This is a genomic window from Dechloromonas hankyongensis (genome assembly GCF_022012295.1).
Taxonomy (GTDB): domain Bacteria; phylum Pseudomonadota; class Gammaproteobacteria; order Burkholderiales; family Rhodocyclaceae; genus Azonexus; species Azonexus hankyongensis.
This window is the reverse complement of the sequence record NZ_JAKLTN010000002.1, coordinates 304,630-323,267: the sequence shown is the minus strand read 5'-3', so window position 1 is coordinate 323,267 and position 18,638 is coordinate 304,630. Positions and strand designations below refer to the sequence as shown.

Here is an 18,638-nt window from a genome sequence, read left to right as displayed (position 1 = left end):
CTGTCAATGTATTTGCATGCATAATCATGGCCCCGGGGAAAGGCCCCGACGTACATTGTTGCAACCCATTGGATTCTTGAAATGATTTACTCGCCAAGCTGCGATTTGCTGCCATGTCGCTCGCACTGATCATCGTCATCGGCTGGCTCTACGTGACCGTTCTGGTCGCCGCCAACGAGCCGACCGTCATTTCCGGAATCATCTCCTTCCTATTTTACGGCGCCCTGCCCTGCGGACTGCTGCTGTACTTCGCCGGGTCGCGCGTGCGCCGGGAGCGGCGGCGGTTCAAGGAAATGATGGCCGAGAAGAATCGCCAGGACGCGGAATCCTGAGGCCGGTTTCGCGCAGGTGATTGCCAGTGTTCAGTAATGTCGCCGGTGCCGGTGACATCTGGGCAGCGGATTATTCGCCGACCAGGGTGCGGACCAGCCCGATGGAGGCGATGCCCATGGCGATCAGCACGACCTGCTGCACTGTGGCCTTCAGCTCGGTCCGTTTATGCAAACCGGGGATCAGGTCGGCCACCGCAACATAAATCATGCTGGCTGCGGCCAGGCCGAGCAGGGACGGAATCCATTCGTTCAGTTCCGACAGGGCGAAATAGGCCAGCATCGCACCGATCAGGGTCGCCAAGCTGGATAGCAGATTGAAGGCCAGCGCCTTGACCTTGCTGTAGCCGGAATGCAGCAGAATCAGGTAATCACCGACTTCCTGCGGAATTTCGTGGGCAATGATGGCCAGCGCGGTGACGATGCCGAGTTCGGTATTTTCCAGAAAGGCGGCGGCGATCAGAATGCCGTCCACGAAATTGTGGAAAGTGTCGCCGACCAGGATCAGCAAGCCAGAACGCCCGTGGTCGTGAGCCGGCGCATGCGCCTCGTGGGCCTCGCAGTGGTCATGGTGGCAGTGGCGCCAGAGCACCAGTTTTTCCAGCACGAAGAAAACCAGGATACCGAACAGGACGGTGCCCGCCATTTTGTGCGGGTCGCCATGTTCCAGAGCATGCGGCAGGATTTCGAGGAAGGCGGCACCGAGCAGTGCGCCGATGGCATAGGAAATCAGCATGCCGACGCGATGCACACCCAACGAAATGCTCAAGGCCGCAGCGGCGAGAACGCTCAGTACGCCCCCCGCCAGCGAAACCGCGATGATCCACGAAAAAGTGCTCACGACTTGCTCATCTTGAATGAAGGCGCGGATTATACGCCGTCGACGGCCGGTTCATCAGACGCGCCTCGTGCACCGGTCTCATTCAGCAACCAGTCGCGGAAGGCGAGCACCGGCGGACGACCGGCCACCGCCCTGCGCATCACCAGGTAGTAGGCAAAGGGCGAAGGCACCGCCATGTCGAAAGGAACGACCAAGCGCCCGGCGGCCAGATCGGCCTCGATCAGCGGTTGCAGCGCCAAGGCCACGCCTTGCCCGTCCAAAGCAGCCTCCACGGCCAGCACCGCATTGCTGAACCGCGGCCCGCGTTCGCTATCCACGCCATTGACGCCAGCCGCTGCCAGCCATTCCTGCCAACCAGGGTGACGCCCGGCGTCATCAATGGTTTCATCGTGGATCAGCACATGCTTTGCCAGATCCTGCGGAATGCGCAAGGGCCTACTGCTTGCCAATCGGGGGCTGCACACCGGCACCCAGCCCGGGGCCAACAGGCGCTCGACGATATATCCCGGGTAATGTCCCGCCCCGTAGCGGATGGACAATTCGCTGTCGACTTCCCGCGGATCGTGCGCCTCACTATCGACACGTTGTCCGGTGCCGCGCCGATCCACACTGTCGCTGCTGCTGGAAAGACGCAAGCGAATTTCGGGATGGGCGGCGGCAAAACCTGGCAGGCGAGGCACCAGCCAGCGCGTGGCGAATGACGGCGGCGCCGTCACGTTCAGTCCCCCGCTAGCGCCGGCATGCACAGCAGCCACTGCCTCGGCGAGGCAATCGAAGCTGGCCCGGACTTTCGGCAGCATCGCCTCGCCTTGCGGCGTGATGGCCAAGGCCCGCGTCAGCCGGACGAAAAGGCGTACCCCGAGGTAATCCTCCAGGCCTTTGATCTGCTGGCTGACCGCGGCCGGCGTGACATGCAGCTCTTCGGCGGCAAGCTTAAAGCTCAAGTGACGGGCCGCTGATTCGAAGGCGCGCAGCGAGCCGAGCGGAGGTAAACGGTAGGCCATGAACGATTAAATTTTTCTAATGCGTCGAATCATAAAGTCTCGTTTGTCGACCGGCAAGGCGAACCCTATCGTGGCGACCTTCGGTGCCCGACAGCACCGTTTGCTCAGTAAAGGAAACCCCATGAAGAAGTCCCTGATCGCCCTAACCCTGATTGCCATCGCCTGTGCCGCCTGCACCAAAAAGGAAGAAGCTGTCGCCGCGTTGCCGCCGCCGGCCAGCACCCCGTCCCTGAATACCAGCGAAGCATCTGCAGCGCCGACCTCGCTGCCGACCGCCCCGGCCGGCGAAGCGACCGCCAATGTTGTTCCGGCCGCCCCGGCTACCAGCGCCGAAAACAAATAAACCAGACCGATAAGTTAGTTTTTCTAACGCATCGATAAACAAGTTCTCGTTCGTCGACAGCATTTGCCCTTGCTAAATTTGTTTCTCTCCCGGGGCTACATGCGCTGCTCCAGGATTTGAGCCCGCCTCGTGCGGGCTCTTTTTCTGGGCTTTCGGTCGCCACATCATCGGCAAACCGCATTGCCCGGCGTCCGGCCATCCGTGGAGTGTGCTGTCGATCAACAACCTGACCCGGAGCTTTCGACCATGGACGGTGCCAACCGCATCCTCAATCCTCACCTGCGCAGCAAAGTCATGTCGGCCCACGAGGCCGCCCTCCTCATCCCGTCCGGTGCCAATGTCGGCATGAGCGGCTTCACCGGCGCCGGCTACCCGAAGGAACTGCCGACCGCACTGGCCAAGCGCATTCTTGACGCCAACCTGCATGGGCAGAAATTCAAGATCGGCGTCTGGACCGGGGCTTCCACCGCCCCGGAACTGGACGGCGCGCTGGCCATGGTTGATGGCATCGAAATGCGCCTGCCCTACCAATCCGATCCCACCTGCCGCAAGCGCATCAATGCCGGCGAGATGGAATACATCGACGTTCACCTGTCGCATGTCGCACAGTTCGTCTGGGGCGGCTTCCTCGGCAAGCTCGACGTGGCGGTCGTCGAAGTGGCCGGCATCCTGGAAGACGGCCGGCTGATCCCGTCATCCTCGGTCGGCAACAACAAGACGTGGCTGGATCAGGCCGACAAGATCATCCTCGAAGTCAACGCCTGGCAGAACCCGCATCTCGAGGGCATGCACGACATCTACTACGGAACTGCCCTGCCGCCGCACCGCAAGGCTATCCCCATCGAGCGCACCGAAGACCGCATTGGCGAGCCGTATTTCCGCATCGATCCCAGCAAGGTCATAGCGGTCATTGAAACCAACAAGGCCGACCGCAATTCGGCTTTCACGCCGCCCGACCAGAACTCGCAGCGCATCGCCGGCCACATCCTCGAATTCCTCCAGCACGAAGTAAAGATGGGGCGTCTGCCGAAAAACCTGCTGCCGCTGCAGTCCGGTGTCGGCAACGTGGCCAATGCCGTGATGGCTGGCCTGCAGGACGGCCCTTTCGACAACCTGACCGCCTACACCGAGGTGCTGCAGGACGGCATGCTGGAACTGATCAAATCGGGCAAGCTGACCTGCGCATCCGCCACTTCGTTCTCGCTCAGCCCCAATGCGCTGACCGAGCTGAACGCCGACCTACCGCGCTTCAAGGACAGCATCATCCTACGTCCGCAGGAAATCTCGAATCACCCGGAAGTCATCCGTCGCCTCGGCGTCATTGCCATGAACGGCCTGATCGAGGCCGACATATACGGCAACGTCAATTCGACCCACATCATGGGCACCTCGATCATGAACGGCATCGGCGGTTCCGGTGATTTCGCGCGCAACGCCTTCATCTCGATCTTCATGACGCCGTCGAGCGCCAAGAACGGCAGTATTTCGTGCATCGTGCCCATGGTCTCGCACGTCGATCATACCGAACACGACGTCCAGATCATCGTCACCGAACAAGGCCTGGCCGACCTGCGCGGCCTGTCGCCCAAACAGCGCGCCAAGGTGGTGATCGAGAACTGCGCCCATCCGAACTTCCGTCCCGCCCTGCGTGAATACTATGACCGCGCTCAGCGCTATTCCCCGGGCCGCCACACGCCGCATCTGCTCGACGAGGCCTATACCTTCCTGCCCAACTGGATTGCCAACAACGCGGCGCGCGCGGCGTGGCGCCAGGAATCGACCGTTCAGGCCGACGCTTGGGCGACTTGAGGCCGTCGTTTGCCAAACAAAAAGGCTGCCATCGGCAGCCCTTTTTCTTGCTCTCGTCGTTCAGCCCTATGTAGCCAGCCAGATCAGCGTCGCCATGCGACCGGTCGTACCGTCACGGCGATAGGAAAAATAACGTTCGGCATCGCTGACCGTGCAGGCGTCGCCGCCACTGACCTGGGTGATACCCAACCTGGCCAGACGCAGCCGAGCCAGGCCGTAGATATTGGCCAGCCACTTGCCCTCAGCCTGCGCCGCAAAGCAGCCGGCGGCTTCCGCATTCCTGGCGACAAATGCCGCCCGAACTTCGTCGCCGACCTCAAACCGCTGCGGTCCGATGGCCGGACCCAGCCAGGCCAGCAAGTCGCCTGGCGGCACCTGCATGGCGGCGACCGTGTTTTCCAGAACGCCGTCCAGCAGCCCGCGCCACCCGGCATGAGCAGCCGCGACGATAGTCCCGGCACGGTCGCAGAACAGCACCGGCAGGCAATCGGCGGTCATGACGGCACAAACGCTCCCCGGACGGCGAGAGACAGCAGCATCGGCGGCAACGCGTTGCTCAGCTGAAGCCGCGTCGACCACCGCAGTGTCATGCACCTGGCTCAGCCACAACGGCTCGGCAGGCAAGCGCTCGCGCAAACTGGCCCGGTTGAAAGCCACCCGCCCGGGATCATCACCGACATGATCCCCCAGGTTAAGGCTGTTCCATGGCGCCCGGCTGCAACCGCCGGTGCGCAAGGTCTGCAGCGCACGCACATTGGCTGGCGCCGGCCATTCCGGAATCAGACAGTCAGCCGCCATAGCGCAGGGTATCGAGCAGGTCGCGCATATCCTGCGGCATGGGCACTTCCCACTGCATCTTCAGGCCGGTCATGGGATGCACCAGGCCGAGGCGTGTCGCGTGCAAGGCCTGGCGCGGAAAATCCGGCAATTTCGGATTGGTCTTGCCATACACCGGATCGCCGACCAGCGGATGATTGATCGAGGCCATATGGACACGGATCTGGTGCGTCCGCCCGGTCTCCAGCGAACATTCGATGTAGGTGCAGTACGGGAAGGAATCGAGGACGCGATACCAGGTCAGCGCCGGCTTGCCACCGCGGTTTTCCGGCACCACCGCCATCTTGATGCGCTGCGTCGGGTGGCGACCGATCGGCGAATCGACGCCGCCGTCCTTCTTGATCACGCCGGCCGCGAAAGCCAGATAGATGCGCTTGACAGTCCGTGCCTGCAACTGGCGAACCAGATCGGTCTGCGCCTCAAGCGTCTTGGCGACCACCATCAGGCCGCTGGTGTCCTTGTCCAGGCGATGGACGATGCCGGCCCGCGGAATCTGGTCGATACCCGGCACATGGTGCAGCAAGGCGTTCATCAACGTGCCGTTCCAGTTGCCGCTGCCCGGATGGACGACCAGGCCGGCCGGTTTATTGATGATGAGCAGCGTGTCGTCCTCGAATACCACGTCGAGAGGAATATCCTCGGGCTGGTCGATCTGGTTGCGAATATCGTCCGGCTCGTCGATGAGCAGGATTTCCCCGCCCAGCACCTTGCGCTTGGGTTCGGTTTGCGCCTCGCCATCGACCAGCACGCAGCCCTCCTTGACCCAGCCTTGCAGGCGGTTGCGGGAATGCTGGGGCAGCAGCTCGGCCAGCACCTGGTCGAGACGACGGCCGGAACAAGCGTCGGGAACGGTCAGGCGGAGCGGTTCAGTTCGGCTATAATCGCCGGAATCTTCAATAGGATCATTCATAGATGCGAAGTTTACCCGCATTCCGGACTTTCCCTGCCTTCATCCGCACATTGCTCGCCCTCATCGCCGCCGCCATCCTGGCCGGCTGCGGTACTGCCGACAAGTACGATGAAACCAGCGGCTGGTCGGCCGGCAAGCTGTATTCCGAAGCCAAGGATGCTCAGGCCGACGGCGCCTGGGACAAGGCGGCCAAGTACCTGGAAAAGCTCGAAGCCCGCTTCCCCTATGGCCGCTACGCCCAGCAGGCCCAGCTTGAACTCGGTTACGTTTACTGGAAAGGCAACGAACCGGGTTCCGCCATCGCCGCCTGCGACCGCTTCATCAAGCTGCACCCCAGCCACCCGACGGTCGACTATGTCTATTACCTGAAGGGCCTGATCAATTTCAACGAAGACCTCGGCCTGACCGCCTATATCAGCTCGCAGGACCAGACCGAGCGCGACCCCAAGGCGGCCCGCGAAGCGTTCGAATCCTTCAAGGAACTGGTCACCCGCTTCCCGAACAGCAAATACACGCCGGATGCGACGTTGCGCTTGAACTATCTGGTCAATGCCATGGCTTCGCTCGAGGTGCACGTCGCCCGCTACTACGCCAAGCGTGGTGCCTACATCGCTGCCGCCAACCGCGCCCAGCAGGCGATCAAGACCTACCCGCAAGCGCCGGCCATCGAGGAAGCGATGTACATCTTGGTGACGGCCTACGACAAGATGGGCATGCCGGATCTGCGCGATGACGCCGACCGGGTGATGAAGAAGAATTTCCCGAACAGCCGCTTCTACAAGGACGGCCTGGATCGCAAGACCGCTTGGTGGAAGCTCTGGTAAGCGAAACTTGCCAATGAAAAATGCCCGCATCAGCGGGCATTTTTCATTGTCGGCCCCTTTTCAAACAGCGGCCGACAGGGTATCCGACCACCGCCGACAGCACCGTTCTAGCTACCCTGCTTGATCGCCAGGACGGCCTGATTGCGTAGGGTGCGGAGTAGCTGCAGTTCCTTCTCAGGGATCGCAATGCCGCCCGGCTCGTCACGGTCGGCGTAGATCAGCGCCACCGGGTTGCCCTTGATGTTGAGCGGAAAGAGAACGAAGGAATGGGCCGGCACCGCCTTGCGGTACCAGTCGGGTATGCGACTGGCGATTTTCGGATCGTCGATGTCGCTGATCAGCAGGTCGACACCCTTCGATGTGGCGGCATGGAAAATATCCGGCGTGAAGCTGAGCGGAAAGCGAAAAGCCCGCGCCACTTCATTGGCGTCCGGCCCGAACCCGAAACGCCCCTGCATGACGCCGGCCTTGGCATCGCGTATGCACAACACGACCCGCTTGAAACCCATTGCCCGGTACATCGTCTCCAGAATGATGCGCAGGATGTCGTTGAGCTTGAAGCCATCGACCAGCGTATTGCTAATGTCCTGGATTCCCGCCGTCAGCACGGATTGTGCGTCAATGACCCCGCCCTCGCCTTCTTTCAAGAGATCAGGTGCCCCGAGTACCGTACTCGCTGCCATCTCATTGACGGCTTGTTCCTGAGTATCGAGCTGCTCGCTGGGGCCGGCTTTGGCAAACTGGCGCATCTGCTTGCCGAAGGTCGTCTGCTGCAAATTGAAATGGATGACCCGTGCAAAGTCGGCGACTTCCTCGACTGCGCGCTGCACGGTCTGGTGCACTTCTTTCTGATCGCAGGTAATGGCCTCGGCAAAACGGGCCATGGTCTTCTTCAGTTCCCGCTCGCGGTCTTCCGGCGTCGCCTCGGCGATGACATCGCACAGTTCGTTGGCAAACCCGGACAGCACGCGCAGCTTGTCCTCCTGCTCCACCGGCTTCCTGATCGCCCCGGCCGGCAGACGGCGCATGGTGCCCACGATCAAGGTCGGGAAGCCCCACTGGCGAGCTACCGCAATGCCCATTTCCTCGAAGGAAATCCCCAGCACCTGGATCGCCGCTTTTTCCTCTGAAAACTCCCGCTGAGCCATGACCCGGCGAATCTCGTCCGCCTCTTCCGGGAAATAATATTGCGACAACAGACGCCCCAGGCTGTGGAACAGCGCGCAGATGAACGATTGCTCCAGGTTGCGCATCTGGGCGGTGGCGCCGATGTCCTTGGCCAGCACGCCGGCCAGGTTGGCGCGCAGGAAGTCTTCCTTGAGTTGGTTGGCGTTGCCCTTGTTCTGCAGATGTTCGAAGAGCAGAACGGTGATGGCGATATTGCGCACGGCCTCGAAGCCGAGCACGATGACCGCTCGCGACACCGTGCTGATGGTGCCGCCACCGGCCGGCCGGAAGTAGGCCGAATTGACCAGACGCAGCAGCTTGTTGGTCAGCGCAAAATCCTTGAGGATAGTATTCGACAGCTTGTCGATACTCTCCTTTTCGCTGTTGGCGATCTTGTTGATGGCGCTGACCGACTCCGACAGGGCCGGGAAATCGCTCTTGTGGCGCATGCGGCGGAGCAGGAAATCGATGGTCGACTGCCGGCTGCCGTCGGACTCCACAGCCTCCTCTTCCGGATTCAGGTAATTCTCCAGCGCATCGGCAAACTGTGCCGCGCTCTGGAAGCGCAGCGCCGGGTCGCGTGCCACGGCCTTGAGCAGGATGGGACGCAGACGATCGTCGATGCTGGCACTGGTCGGCACTTCGATATCCTGCGTTGCGATGCGTTGCATCACTTCCTTCAGGCTACCGCCGGTCACGGCGCGCTGCCCGACCAGCATTTCGAACAGGATCACACCGGCCGAAAATATGTCGGAACGCTCGCTGATTTCCCGACGCTGCACGTACTCGGGCGCCATGTAGGCCGGCGTACCGGTGACCCGGTCGCTGCCCTCGACCGCGCCATCGATGCGCGTTGCGATACCGAAATCCATGACTTTGGGCGTTCCATCGTCGTCGAGCAGGATGTTCGACGGCTTGAGGTCGCGGTGGATGATGCCCTGGGCGTGCGCATGGGCAACCGCATCGAGGATGCGGCGCATGATGGTGACCGCCTTGACCGGCGGCAGCGCTCCGCTCTGTTTCAGGAATTCCGCCAGATTGGTGCCCGGCACGTATTCGAAGACCAGATAGAGGTCGCCCGCCTGCTCGCCTGCCTCGAAAATCGGCACGATGTTGGGGTGGCGCATGCGTCCGACAGCCCGCGCCTCGGTCAGCAATGCCTGATTTTGAGCAGGGTCGGGACGTGCGAAATGCAGGGTCTTGATGGCAATTTCACGTTGCAACTGGGGATCGAACCCCAGATAGACCACGCTTTGCGCACCGCGCCCCAATTCCCTCCTGACCTCGAAACGGCCAATTCTTTTCATTGTTATCTGTCTTCAATCCACACCAGATGCGGCACGCCGTCGGCGCTGCCGCTGATCACTGCATTCTGCCCGTAATCCTCGGCCAATGCACAGGCATCTTCGGGCGCCAGGTCGGGGACGAAGCAGCTTTCCTCGACCGGTCCGTCAGCATCCGGCAGATTCTGGGCGGCGTAGGGTTCGTAATTGCCCTCCAGCAGGTCGCATTCGAGTTGCGCCTGGCGTTCCGCATTGTCCGCCTCGCTGGCCACGACGGAACCCGGATTGTGCGCGGTGATCACGGCGAAATGCGCGCAACCGGCCGTCTCCAGCCAGCAGCGCAAGGTTTCGCACGGCTCGCCGACCCGCAGATCACAGATGCCGCCGGGCAGAAAAACGCGATAAGTCGTCGCCCGGTAGGCCGCTTCCAGTTCAGTCGTCTTCGCCATCGAAATCCGCCACTCCGATCAATTGTTCAGTATCCGCCACCGGCAGGGCCTCGACTTCCTTCAGCTTGCGCGACAGCTGCCGCGTCCGCGTCTCCGCCTTGGCGATGCTGTTGCTCGCTTCGTCGAGCTTCTTCTTGGTATGGGCCAGGGCCTCGCCGAACTTGCCGAACTCGGTCTTCACCGCCCCGAGCACGGCCCATACTTCGGCCGAGCGCTGCTCTATGGCCAGGGTACGGAAGCCCATCTGCAGGCTGTTCAGCATCGCCGCCAACGTGGTCGGCCCGGCCAGACTGACCCGGTAATCGCGCTGCAAAACCTCGGCCAGCCCGGGGCGGCGCAGGGCCTCGGCATACAGGCCTTCGATGGGCAGGTAGAGCACGGCGAAATCGGTGGTGTGCGGCGGCGCGACGTATTTTTCGCGGATGCTCTTCGCCTCGTTCTTCAGGCGCACTTCGATGGCCTTGGCGGCCTCCTCGATGGCAGCCGGCTCCTGCGCATCGATCAGGCGCTGGTAATCCTCGATCGGGAACTTGGCGTCGATCGGCAGCCAGACTTCGGCGCCGTCTCCCTTGCCCGGCAGGCGGATGGCAAAATCGACCCGCTCGCCGCTGCCCGGCTTGGTGGCCACATTGGCGGCGAACTGATCGGCGGTCAGCAACTGTTCGAGCAGGGCCGACAATTGCACCTCGCCCCAGGTGCCGCGCGTCTTGACGTTGGTCAGCACGCGCTTGAGGTCGCCGACACCGGCGGCCAGGGTCTGCATTTCGCCGAGGCCGCGATGCACCTGTTCGAGGCGGTCGCTGACCAGCTTGAACGATTCGCCCAGCCGCTGCTCCAGCGTGGCGTGCAGCTTCTCGTCGACGGTCCGCCGCATTTCTTCCAGCTTGTTGGCGTTGTCGGCCTGGATGGCCGTCAGGCGCCCCTCGACCGTCGCCTTCAGGCGCTCGAAACGCTCGTCGAGGCCGAGCGAGAAGCGGTTCAGTTCGCGGGCAAAGGCTTCCAGGCGCTCAGCCTGCAGAGCACCGAACTGGCCGACCTGCGTCGTCACCGCCTGGCTGAGCAGCGTGGCCGACTGGGCGCGCTCCTCGCGATCCCGGAAGGCATCCTCGGCATCTTCGCGCCGGCCGCGCGCCAGTTCCTCGCGCAATTCCCGCTCCAGGCGCATCAGGCCTTTTTCCTGCGCCTCCTGCAGGGCGCGGAAGCGTAATTCGTGCTGCTCGTCGTCCTGCTTGCGGTTGCCGCGCAACAACACGGCCACCTGCAACAAGATGACCACCACCATGCCGACCAGTACGGCCAGCCCCATCGTTTCACTCATTGACTGCTTACCTCAAGGAAAAATCGGCGCGGCTACCCTTGCCCTGGTCGTCATGCTCGACCTTGGCCGGCAGCAGGAAAACCCGTTCGGGCGGCACCTTGCCCTGCTCGACCAGCCAGCCCTGTACGGCGTCTGCCCGGCGGTCGGCCAGGGTTTTGATATCGTCATCGGTCGCCGGCAGATTGGTCAGCATCAGCTTTTCCATTTCCTCGACCGGCAGGTCCTTCTGCAAACCGACCACGTTACGCGGCTTGGGGAATTTCGCTTCCTTGTAGGCACGCGTCAGATAGGTCTTGTATTCGTCGGGGGCGATGTCGATGTCGTCCAGCGACCTTCCTTCGCCCGCCTTCTTCAGGTCCTTCAGCTTCTCGGCCTTCATGGCGCGCTCCATGGCGACCCGCTTGATGCCTTCCTTGTCGTTTTCCGGATCCGCCCGGCCGGTGATTTCCAGCTTCAGGGAATTGCGCTCGACCAGGGCCTTGGCCAGGCTTTCCAGCTTCTTCGTCGCGGCGGCATCGATACCGGCGCGGCCTGCAGCAAATTCTACGTTAGACAGTTCTTCACCGCCGCCGAACATCGATCCCAGTAAGGCGAAGGGCGAGGACACGGCCTTCACGAACAAGTTGACGATGACCTTGATGATCAGGCCGCCGATGGAAAACTGCGGATCGTCCAGCGAACCGGAGATCGGCAGATTCAGATCGATTTCGCCGCGATTGTTCTTGAGCAGCGAAATGGCGAGATTGACCGGCAATGTGGTGGCGTCTGGGCTTTCGACCTTGTCGCCGAAGGTGAACTGGTCGATGAACAAGCGGTTCTCGGCGCTCAGCTGGTTGTTTTCCAACTTGTAGGCGACGTTCAGCGACAGCTTGCCCTTCTCGATGGCATAGCCGGCGTACTTGCCGGAATACGGCGAGAAGCCGGTCAAATCGACGCCGGTAATCTCGGCCTTCAGATCGAGGTAGGACTTGGCGGCCAACGGATTCAGCTTGGCCACGATCTGCACGGGAGCCGAATTGGCATACTTGCCGCGCAGTTCCATGTCGGCAACGGTATCGGGGGCCGATGACAGACCACTCACCCGGCCGCCCAGTTTGGCGATATTGACGCTGTAGTTCGGCTTGACGAAGAAGTCGGAGAAATTAACCGTGCCGTTCTGCAGCGTGATCTTGGTTATCTTGATCGGCACCGGCGGCTTGGCGGGCGCTGCATTCTTTGCCGCCGGCTTCGTCTCGGCCTTTCCATCGCCCTTCGTCTCAACCGGCTTGTCGGTTGCCGCTGCGACCGGTTCGCCACCCGGCTTCTTGATCATGTCGGCCAGGTTCAGCTTGCCTTCCTTGTTCAGGATCAGGCGCGAGTAAAAGTCGGTCAATGCGATTTCGCCGACATTGATCGCCATCGGCTCCAGCCGGAAATCGATGCCGCCGAAGTAAAGCGACTTCCACTTCAGGAAATCGGTGCTGTTCGCCTTGTCGACAGCGACGAAATCACCGAGCGTGAAATTGCCCTTGTAGCCGGCCTTCAGCCCACCGGTATCGAGCTTGGCCGTGGCCTCGCCCTTGTTCGACACCTGCCCGCGATTTACCGACACATTGAGGAACTGGCCGAGGTACGGTTCGAGCGGCAGCAGCGGAATCGCCTGCGTCTCAAGCTTGACCGCCACATCGAGCGGGTAGACCTGCAAGCTGCCATCGACGTTCACGCTGCCCTTCTTATTGACCAGGGTCTGCACGGCGATCTTGCCTTTGCGGTTCGGCTCGTTGGTCAGCCCTTCGCCACGTAGGTTGAATCCGTCGATTTCCTGAACCGCGGCCGGCTGCGTCGTCTGGTCCTCGAAACGGAAGGCGAGATCCTCGACGGCGAGTTTGCCGACCAGGCCTATCCACGGCTTTTCTTCCCTGGCCTTGCCCTCGACCTTGGCATCGGTCGCCCGGATGGTCTTCAGCACCGGCGAGCTGACCCATTCGATCTGGCCGGCCTTGTTGCGCAGCATGCGGGCGCGAGCACCGCTATTGGTCACCTCGGCAATATCGATGCGGTGCGCCGGCAAGTCGACCTTGATGCCCTTGAAGGCCATTTTCTCGACCCGAAAACGCTCGCCGAGATCGACCTGATAGGCCACTTCGCCGATTTCGATCGGCTCGGCCAGCTTGCTGTCGACCTTGCCGACGCTGGCGTGCAGGTGACGCACTTCGCCGGCGACCGGGGTCGGGTTCGATTCGTCCTGCCAGCGCAGCAGACCATTGGTCAGGGCGAATCCGCCCAGCGTCCAGGCGAAGGGTTTGCCCGGCTCGGGCGGCGGCTCAGCCTTGGCCGGCGCCGCCGCAGCCATTTTGCCGAGCAGGCGCAACACGTTGAATTCGCCCTGCTTGTTCACCGCCAGACTGACCACCAGCCCATCGAGGCCGACGTGCTTGACGGCCGCCAGGCGATTGAGCGGATCGACCTGTTCAAGTTCGACGTCGAGGCGCTTCCAGTCGACGAGCGGCGCACCGTCGCTCTCCGTCACCGCCAGCCCGGAAACGTGCGCGGCACCAACCATGGTCACCGAATAGACCTGGTCCGACACCTCCTTGAACATGGCCTTCATTTCCGTGTCGAGGGTGCCGGCCTTCAGCCGGAAGGGGAGCGACTCCGGCAGATAAGGCTGCAACGCGGCGAGGTCGAAGCGATCCAGATCGAGATTCAGGTGACTTTCATGAGTCGTCGAAAACGGCTTGCTGTCGCCGGTCAGCGCCAGCGGCGAACCATTGATGCTGGCCGAGAAGGCCGGTTTAACCAGCACCTCGGCCTGATAGGGCAGGCTGGACACGAAGGGCAAGGCCAGGTTGATGTCGCTGATCGTATGGACCTTGCCCTTCGGCTGGTCGTCAAAGACGATCTTGCCGTTGATCAGCTGGATGTTGTTCAGCGAGAAGCGCGGCGTTCCGGTATCCGGCTCGTCCTTGGGTTTCATCCACTCGTCGAGCAAATCGGAAATATCGTAGCGCCCCTCTTCCAGCCGGGACACGGCAAGACGCAGTCCCTGCAGGCGGATTTCGTCGACCACGGCCGCCAGCTTGAACAGCGAGGCCGACGACAGATTGACGAACAGTTCGTCGAAACCGGCCACCTCCTTGCCGCCTTCGGTCTTGATCGACAGGCCATTGACCCGGGCCGACAAGGCATAGGGGTTGATGGCAATCTGCTCGATGCTGACTTCGCGGTGCAACTGGGCCGACAGCTGCTTGAGCAAAATGGACTTTAAGAGCGGCGGCGCGGCAAAGAAGCCAAATACCCCAAAAACCAGCAGAAATATCAACAACCACTTGCCGAACTTGACGCTGCGCGGGGCTTTCAGGGCAGCCGAAAGCCGTGACATTGACACGGAATTGCTTAGCGCCTGCATAGTCATGTTATTCTGCCCCGGAGTACCTGTTCATGGGCTAAATTTAGCACACCGGCTGCACGGCGCCCTGGTAAAACATATGAAATGGATCGTTGACGATATCTACCGTGCCGTCGTGGCACTCAAACGCTGGCAGACCTGGCTGGGCATCGGCCTGATCAGCACTTTTGCCGGCCTGGCCTATCTGGTCACCCGTTACTCGTTCCAGACCGATGCCGTATTGATTTTCCTGCATCGCACGGCGGCTTCCTGCCAGACCTTGTCGAACGGCACGATTATCGCCATGTTCTTCAGCATGATCTTTTTCACATTCACGGCCGTGCTGACGCTGGGCGAGTTCCAGCGCTATGTCGATTACAAGCGGCGCGCGGCACATCATCAGGCCCGCCAGTCGCTGATCTGGGGAATCGTCTGGATAACGGCTGCCGTCTCCATCGCAGTCAGTGCTCTGGTTTTCTTCACGCGCTATTGCCGTTAGACTGCCGCCATGACATCCGTACCGTTGCCATGAAAATACTCGTCGTCGAAGACAGCCGATACAGTCCAGCCTCGCTGCAGCACTATGTCGAGCACTTCGGCGCCACGGCCGTCTGCGCCGCAAACGGGGCCGCGGCCATCGAACTGTACGAACAGCATCGCCCTGACCTGATCCTTCTCGACCTCACCCTGCCCGACATGGACGGCCTGGCCCTCGCCGGGCGCATCCGCGCCATCGAGAACGGGGGCGAATGGACGCCGATCATTTTCCTGTCGTCGACCGGCCAGGATGACGATATCGAAAAAGGCATCGCGGCCGGCGGCGACGACTACCTGCTCAAGCCGATCAGCGAAATCGTCCTCGGCGCGAAGATACGGGCCATGCAACGCCTGGTTCTGATGCGCGCATCGCTGCTCTCGCTGACGCGGAAACTGGACGCGGCCAATCAGGAACTGACCCGCATCTCGTCCATCGACAATCTGACTGGCATCGTCAACCGCCGCGCTTTCGACGAAGCGCTGTCGGTCGAATGGCGGCGCGCCCGGCGCCATTCGAACCCGGTCGCCCTGCTGATGTGCGACATCGATTATTTCAAACTGTACAACGCCACGTTTGGGCATCAGGCCGGCGACAAATGCCTGCGCCAGATCGCCGCCACCATCAGCCGCCATTCGGAGCGTCCGTCCGATATCGTGGCCCGCCATGGCGGCGAGACATTCGCCGTGATTCTGGCCGAAACCACCATCGGCGGCGCCCTGATGGTGGCCGAGAAAATTCAGCAGGGCGTTCGTGACCTCGATCTGCACCACCCCGCCTCACCAACCGGCCAGGTTACGCTGAGCATCGGCATCGCCTCAGCGGCACCGGGGTTCGACAACCCGCCCGACGACCTAGTCCTCGCGGCCGAAAAAGCCCTGTACCGAGCCAAGCACGAGGGACGCGATCGCGTCTGCCGTGCCGATGCCGCCTGAACAGTCGCCGGAAGATCCTTAGAAGTTGTTCCGCCAGCTGCGGATCGCGGCGAAAACCGCCACCTTGCCGCTGCCGCCGGCCGCGTGACGCAAGGCAGCCTGCACCACCGCCGGCTGCGTGCAGCGCAGGAAGGGATTGGTCGCCTTTTCCTCGCCCAGCACCAGGGGCACGGAGGGACGCCCGGCCGCGCGCAATGCCGCGACCTGAACTGCCCTCGCCTGCAACACCTCGTTCCCGGGTTCCACCGCCAGCGCAAAACCCAGGTTCATCTGCGTATATTCATGGGCACAGTAGATCAGTGTGTCGTCCGGCAAGGCGGCGATGCTGTCCAGCGACCCCGACATCTGTTCCGGCGACCCTTCGAACAAGCGGCCACAGCCGGCGCCGAACAGCGTGTCCCCGCAAAACAGCGCCCCGTCGACGTAGTAGGCCAGGTGGCCGAGGGTGTGACCGGGAACAGCCATGACCTGCACGCGCTGGCCGAGAACATCGATGCTCTCGCCGCCAAAGAGGGGGTGGGTGCAGGCTGTGATAGACTCGTTGCCCGGTGCATAGACCTTGACCGGCCATTGTGTCGCCAGTGCGGCGACGCCCCCTTGATGATCGGGATGATGGTGGGTGATCAGGATGCCTTCGAGGTCCAGCCCGTCGGCTTCCAGCCTGGCCTGCACCGGGGCGGCATCGCCGGGGTCGACGACCCAGGCGCGCTTGCCCTGGGTCAGCAGCCAGATGTAATTGTCCTTGAACGCGGGAATGAACGACACTTCAAACATGCCGGAACTATCGAGCGACGCGCCCCGGATGTCAATTCCCGGTCTCGACCGCTGGCTGGCGTCTACGCCGGGCCGCCATGTGCTGGCATGGGAACAGCGCCAGGTCGATGATCTTGTCACCGACATCTTCGGCTACAACGCCCTGCAAATCGGTCTGCCGCAAGCCGACTTCCTGCGCGCCAACCGCATTCCGCTTCGCCAGAAGACCGGCGATGCGGGAAGCGTCGATTTCCTGTGCGACTTCTCCGCCCTGCCCATTGCCACGAGCAGCACCGATCTGGTCGTCCTGCCCCATGTCCTGGAATTCAGCGACGAGCCGCACCAGATCCTGCGCGAGGTCGAACGCATCCTGATCCCGGAAGGGCAACTGATCGTCATCGGCTTCAATCCACTGTCGCTGTGGGGCGTGAAGCGCCGCTTCGACCGCAGCGGCCAGTTTCCGTGGAACGGCAGTTATCTGTCGCTGAACCGCCTGAAGGACTGGCTGAAACTGCTCGGCTTCGAGGTCGATAAGGGCAGCCTGGGCTGCTGCATTCCACCGCTCGACCGCTTGCGCTGGCTGCGGGGATGGCAACACGTCGACAATTCGCGGGAGCGCTGGTGGAGCTTTTCCGGCGGCGTCTACGTGCTGCGTGCCATCAAGCGCATGCACGGCATGCGGCTGATCACCCCTAACTGGAAGAAAAACCCGGTGCGCGCCAAAGCGCTGCGCCCCATTACGCAAAAAGAAACACATGGCCACTGAAGACAGCATCGAAATCTTTACCGACGGCGCCTGCAAGGGCAATCCCGGCCCCGGCGGATGGGGCGCCATCCTGCGCGCCGGCGCTCACGAAAAGGAACTGTGGGGCGGCGAAAAGGAAACGACCAACAACCGCATGGAATTGACCGCCGCCATTCGCGGCCTGGAAGCGCTGAAACGGCCGGTCGTCGGCACCGTTTATACCGACTCGCAATACGTGCTGAAGGGCATCAGCGAGTGGATCAACGGCTGGAAGCGCAACGGCTGGAAAACCTCGGACAAGAAGCCGGTCAAGAATGCCGACCTGTGGCAGACCCTCGATGCCCTGGTCCGCCAGCACAAGCTGCAATGGGTGTGGGTCAAGGGCCACGCCGGCCACCCGGAAAACGAACGCGCCGATGCCCTGGCCAATCGCGGCATCGACGAATTGAAAAAGTAAGGAAGCAGCATGCGCCAGATCGTCCTCGATACCGAAACCACCGGCCTCGACCCGCGCTCGGGTCACCGCATCATCGAAGTCGCCTGCATCGAGATGGAGAACCGGCGACTGACCGGGCGCCATCTGCACAAGTACGTCAATCCGCAACGCGAAATCGATGCCGGCGCCCAGGCGGTGCACGGCATCACGCTGGAATTCCTGGCCGACAAGCCGAAATTCGCCGACATCGTCGATGAATTCCTGGAGTTCATCAGCGGCGCCGAACTGGTCATCCACAACGCACCATTCGACATCGGCTTCCTCAATGCCGAACTGCGCCGCCTCGACCGCGTGCCGGTCGAGACCATCTGCAATGGCGTGACCGATACGCTGAAGATGGCCAAGGAACTGCATCCGGGCAAGCGCAACAGCCTGGATGCCTTGTGCGAACGCTACGAAATCGACAACTCGACCCGCACCCTGCACGGCGCGCTGCTCGACACGGAACTGCTGGCCGACGTTTTCCTGGCCATGACGCGCGGCCAGAACACCCTGATGATCGAGCCGGACACCGCACCGCGCCCGAATATCGGCGCCGATGGTCAGGTCCGCGAACGCAAGCCCTTGCTCGTCCGCCGCGCCACGGAGGATGAACTGGCCGAACATGCAAAAAACCTGGCCGGCATCGACAAGGAATCGAAGGGTGCCTGCATCTGGCTACCGAAGCCGGAAGCGGAACCCGCCGCAAACTGA

General features: G+C 62.0%; 18 protein-coding genes. 9 read left to right on the top strand and 9 right to left on the bottom strand.

Annotated features, from left to right (window positions below):
* The first annotated feature begins 113 nt into the window (after positions 1–113).
* The gene (locus tag LZ012_RS10000; protein ID WP_275710299.1) at positions 114–332 is read left to right on the top strand and encodes a hypothetical protein; all 219 of its coding nucleotides are present in this window, start codon (positions 114–116) and stop codon (positions 330–332) included.
* 70 nt (positions 333–402) lie between these two features.
* On the opposite strand, the gene LZ012_RS09995 is transcribed toward LZ012_RS10000, so the two are convergent.
* Both LZ012_RS09995 and gcvA read right to left on the bottom strand, forming a co-directional pair.
* The gene (locus LZ012_RS09995; RefSeq protein ID WP_275710297.1) at positions 403–1,170 is read right to left on the bottom strand and encodes a ZIP family metal transporter; all 768 of its coding nucleotides are present in this window, start codon (positions 1,168–1,170) and stop codon (positions 403–405) included.
* Between the two features lie 29 nt (positions 1,171–1,199).
* Positions 1,200–2,174, bottom strand: coding sequence for a transcriptional regulator GcvA (gcvA, locus tag LZ012_RS09990; protein WP_275710295.1), 975 nt, complete (start codon positions 2,172–2,174; stop codon positions 1,200–1,202).
* A 121-nt stretch (positions 2,175–2,295) separates the two neighbouring features.
* Between gcvA and LZ012_RS09985 the strand changes: the two genes are divergently transcribed.
* Together LZ012_RS09985 and LZ012_RS09980 are read left to right on the top strand one after the other, a co-directional pair.
* Complete coding sequence (locus LZ012_RS09985) at positions 2,296–2,517, top strand: hypothetical protein (RefSeq protein ID WP_275710293.1); 222 nt, start codon at positions 2,296–2,298, stop codon at positions 2,515–2,517.
* A 246-nt stretch (positions 2,518–2,763) separates the two neighbouring features.
* On the top strand, positions 2,764–4,326 hold the full coding sequence (locus LZ012_RS09980) for an acetyl-CoA hydrolase/transferase family protein (RefSeq protein WP_275710291.1): 1,563 nt from the start codon (positions 2,764–2,766) through the stop codon (positions 4,324–4,326).
* A 66-nt stretch (positions 4,327–4,392) separates the two neighbouring features.
* Here LZ012_RS09980 and pgeF read toward each other — a convergent pair whose 3' ends face one another.
* Positions 4,393–5,124 (bottom strand): peptidoglycan editing factor PgeF, encoded by a 732-nt coding sequence (gene pgeF / locus LZ012_RS09975; RefSeq protein WP_275710288.1) that lies wholly within the window; start codon positions 5,122–5,124, stop codon positions 4,393–4,395.
* A complete protein-coding gene (rluD, locus tag LZ012_RS09970) occupies positions 5,114–6,073 on the bottom strand; it encodes a 23S rRNA pseudouridine(1911/1915/1917) synthase RluD (RefSeq protein WP_275710286.1) in 960 nt (319 codons plus the stop codon). The genes pgeF and rluD overlap by 11 nt, the downstream gene beginning before the upstream one ends.
* Before the next feature lie 2 nt (positions 6,074–6,075).
* Between rluD and LZ012_RS09965 the strand changes: the two genes are divergently transcribed.
* Positions 6,076–6,897, top strand: coding sequence for an outer membrane protein assembly factor BamD (locus tag LZ012_RS09965; protein ID WP_275710284.1), 822 nt, complete (start codon positions 6,076–6,078; stop codon positions 6,895–6,897).
* A 107-nt stretch (positions 6,898–7,004) separates the two neighbouring features.
* Here LZ012_RS09965 and LZ012_RS09960 read toward each other — a convergent pair whose 3' ends face one another.
* The 4 genes from LZ012_RS09960 to LZ012_RS09945 are packed head-to-tail and all read right to left on the bottom strand — an operon-like array spanning position 7,005 to position 14,475.
* On the bottom strand, positions 7,005–9,371 hold the full coding sequence (locus tag LZ012_RS09960; RefSeq protein ID WP_275710282.1) for a serine/threonine protein kinase: 2,367 nt from the start codon (positions 9,369–9,371) through the stop codon (positions 7,005–7,007).
* A 2-nt stretch (positions 9,372–9,373) separates the two neighbouring features.
* On the bottom strand, positions 9,374–9,796 hold the full coding sequence (locus LZ012_RS09955) for a DUF3293 domain-containing protein (protein ID WP_275710280.1): 423 nt from the start codon (positions 9,794–9,796) through the stop codon (positions 9,374–9,376).
* On the bottom strand, positions 9,780–11,114 hold the full coding sequence (locus LZ012_RS09950; protein WP_275710278.1) for a DNA recombination protein RmuC: 1,335 nt from the start codon (positions 11,112–11,114) through the stop codon (positions 9,780–9,782). The genes LZ012_RS09955 and LZ012_RS09950 overlap by 17 nt, the downstream gene beginning before the upstream one ends.
* Before the next feature lie 7 nt (positions 11,115–11,121).
* Positions 11,122–14,475, bottom strand: a complete 3,354-nt coding sequence (locus LZ012_RS09945) for a DUF748 domain-containing protein (protein WP_275710276.1) — start codon at positions 14,473–14,475, stop codon at positions 11,122–11,124.
* A gap of 106 nt (positions 14,476–14,581) precedes the next feature.
* On the opposite strand from LZ012_RS09945, the gene LZ012_RS09940 reads away from it, so the two are divergent.
* Both LZ012_RS09940 and LZ012_RS09935 read left to right on the top strand, forming a co-directional pair.
* The gene (locus tag LZ012_RS09940) at positions 14,582–14,980 is read left to right on the top strand and encodes a hypothetical protein (RefSeq protein ID WP_275710274.1); all 399 of its coding nucleotides are present in this window, start codon (positions 14,582–14,584) and stop codon (positions 14,978–14,980) included.
* Positions 14,981–15,009: 29 nt separating this feature from the next.
* Entirely contained in the window at positions 15,010–15,951 is a 942-nt protein-coding gene (locus LZ012_RS09935; RefSeq protein ID WP_275710271.1) for a GGDEF domain-containing response regulator, read from the top strand.
* 18 nt (positions 15,952–15,969) lie between these two features.
* Here LZ012_RS09935 and gloB read toward each other — a convergent pair whose 3' ends face one another.
* Positions 15,970–16,725 carry a hydroxyacylglutathione hydrolase gene (gene gloB / locus LZ012_RS09930; RefSeq protein ID WP_275710268.1) on the bottom strand — a complete coding sequence of 252 codons (756 nt, stop codon included), beginning with the start codon at positions 16,723–16,725 and terminating at the stop codon, positions 15,970–15,972.
* Positions 16,726–16,753: 28 nt separating this feature from the next.
* On the opposite strand from gloB, the gene LZ012_RS09925 reads away from it, so the two are divergent.
* Genes LZ012_RS09925 through dnaQ form a run of 3 tightly spaced genes read left to right on the top strand, consistent with a single transcriptional unit; the run spans position 16,754 to position 18,638 of the window.
* Positions 16,754–17,470: a class I SAM-dependent methyltransferase gene (locus LZ012_RS09925; RefSeq protein WP_275710266.1), complete on the top strand. Its 717-nt coding sequence runs from the start codon at positions 16,754–16,756 to the stop codon at positions 17,468–17,470.
* Positions 17,460–17,906: a ribonuclease HI gene (gene rnhA / locus LZ012_RS09920; RefSeq protein ID WP_275710264.1), complete on the top strand. Its 447-nt coding sequence runs from the start codon at positions 17,460–17,462 to the stop codon at positions 17,904–17,906. The genes LZ012_RS09925 and rnhA overlap by 11 nt, the downstream gene beginning before the upstream one ends.
* Before the next feature lie 9 nt (positions 17,907–17,915).
* Positions 17,916–18,638, top strand: coding sequence for a DNA polymerase III subunit epsilon (dnaQ, locus tag LZ012_RS09915; RefSeq protein ID WP_275710262.1), 723 nt, complete (start codon positions 17,916–17,918; stop codon positions 18,636–18,638).

Coding starts and splice junctions, on each gene's coding strand:
- rnhA (WP_275710264.1), top strand. CDS start 17,460: ATGGCCACTGAAGACAGCATCGAAATCTTTACCGACGGCGCCTGCAAG.
- pgeF (WP_275710288.1), bottom strand. CDS start 5,124: ATGGCGGCTGACTGTCTGATTCCGGAATGGCCGGCGCCAGCCAATGTG.
- LZ012_RS09955 (WP_275710280.1), bottom strand. CDS start 9,796: ATGGCGAAGACGACTGAACTGGAAGCGGCCTACCGGGCGACGACTTAT.
- LZ012_RS09965 (WP_275710284.1), top strand. CDS start 6,076: ATGCGAAGTTTACCCGCATTCCGGACTTTCCCTGCCTTCATCCGCACA.
- LZ012_RS09940 (WP_275710274.1), top strand. CDS start 14,582: ATGAAATGGATCGTTGACGATATCTACCGTGCCGTCGTGGCACTCAAA.
- dnaQ (WP_275710262.1), top strand. CDS start 17,916: ATGCGCCAGATCGTCCTCGATACCGAAACCACCGGCCTCGACCCGCGC.
- gloB (WP_275710268.1), bottom strand. CDS start 16,725: ATGTTTGAAGTGTCGTTCATTCCCGCGTTCAAGGACAATTACATCTGG.
- LZ012_RS10000 (WP_275710299.1), top strand. CDS start 114: ATGTCGCTCGCACTGATCATCGTCATCGGCTGGCTCTACGTGACCGTT.
- LZ012_RS09960 (WP_275710282.1), bottom strand. CDS start 9,371: ATGAAAAGAATTGGCCGTTTCGAGGTCAGGAGGGAATTGGGGCGCGGT.
- gcvA (WP_275710295.1), bottom strand. CDS start 2,174: ATGGCCTACCGTTTACCTCCGCTCGGCTCGCTGCGCGCCTTCGAATCA.
- LZ012_RS09945 (WP_275710276.1), bottom strand. CDS start 14,475: ATGTCACGGCTTTCGGCTGCCCTGAAAGCCCCGCGCAGCGTCAAGTTC.
- rluD (WP_275710286.1), bottom strand. CDS start 6,073: ATGAATGATCCTATTGAAGATTCCGGCGATTATAGCCGAACTGAACCG.
- LZ012_RS09950 (WP_275710278.1), bottom strand. CDS start 11,114: ATGAGTGAAACGATGGGGCTGGCCGTACTGGTCGGCATGGTGGTGGTC.
- LZ012_RS09935 (WP_275710271.1), top strand. CDS start 15,010: ATGAAAATACTCGTCGTCGAAGACAGCCGATACAGTCCAGCCTCGCTG.
- LZ012_RS09985 (WP_275710293.1), top strand. CDS start 2,296: ATGAAGAAGTCCCTGATCGCCCTAACCCTGATTGCCATCGCCTGTGCC.
- LZ012_RS09925 (WP_275710266.1), top strand. CDS start 16,754: ATGTCAATTCCCGGTCTCGACCGCTGGCTGGCGTCTACGCCGGGCCGC.
- LZ012_RS09980 (WP_275710291.1), top strand. CDS start 2,764: ATGGACGGTGCCAACCGCATCCTCAATCCTCACCTGCGCAGCAAAGTC.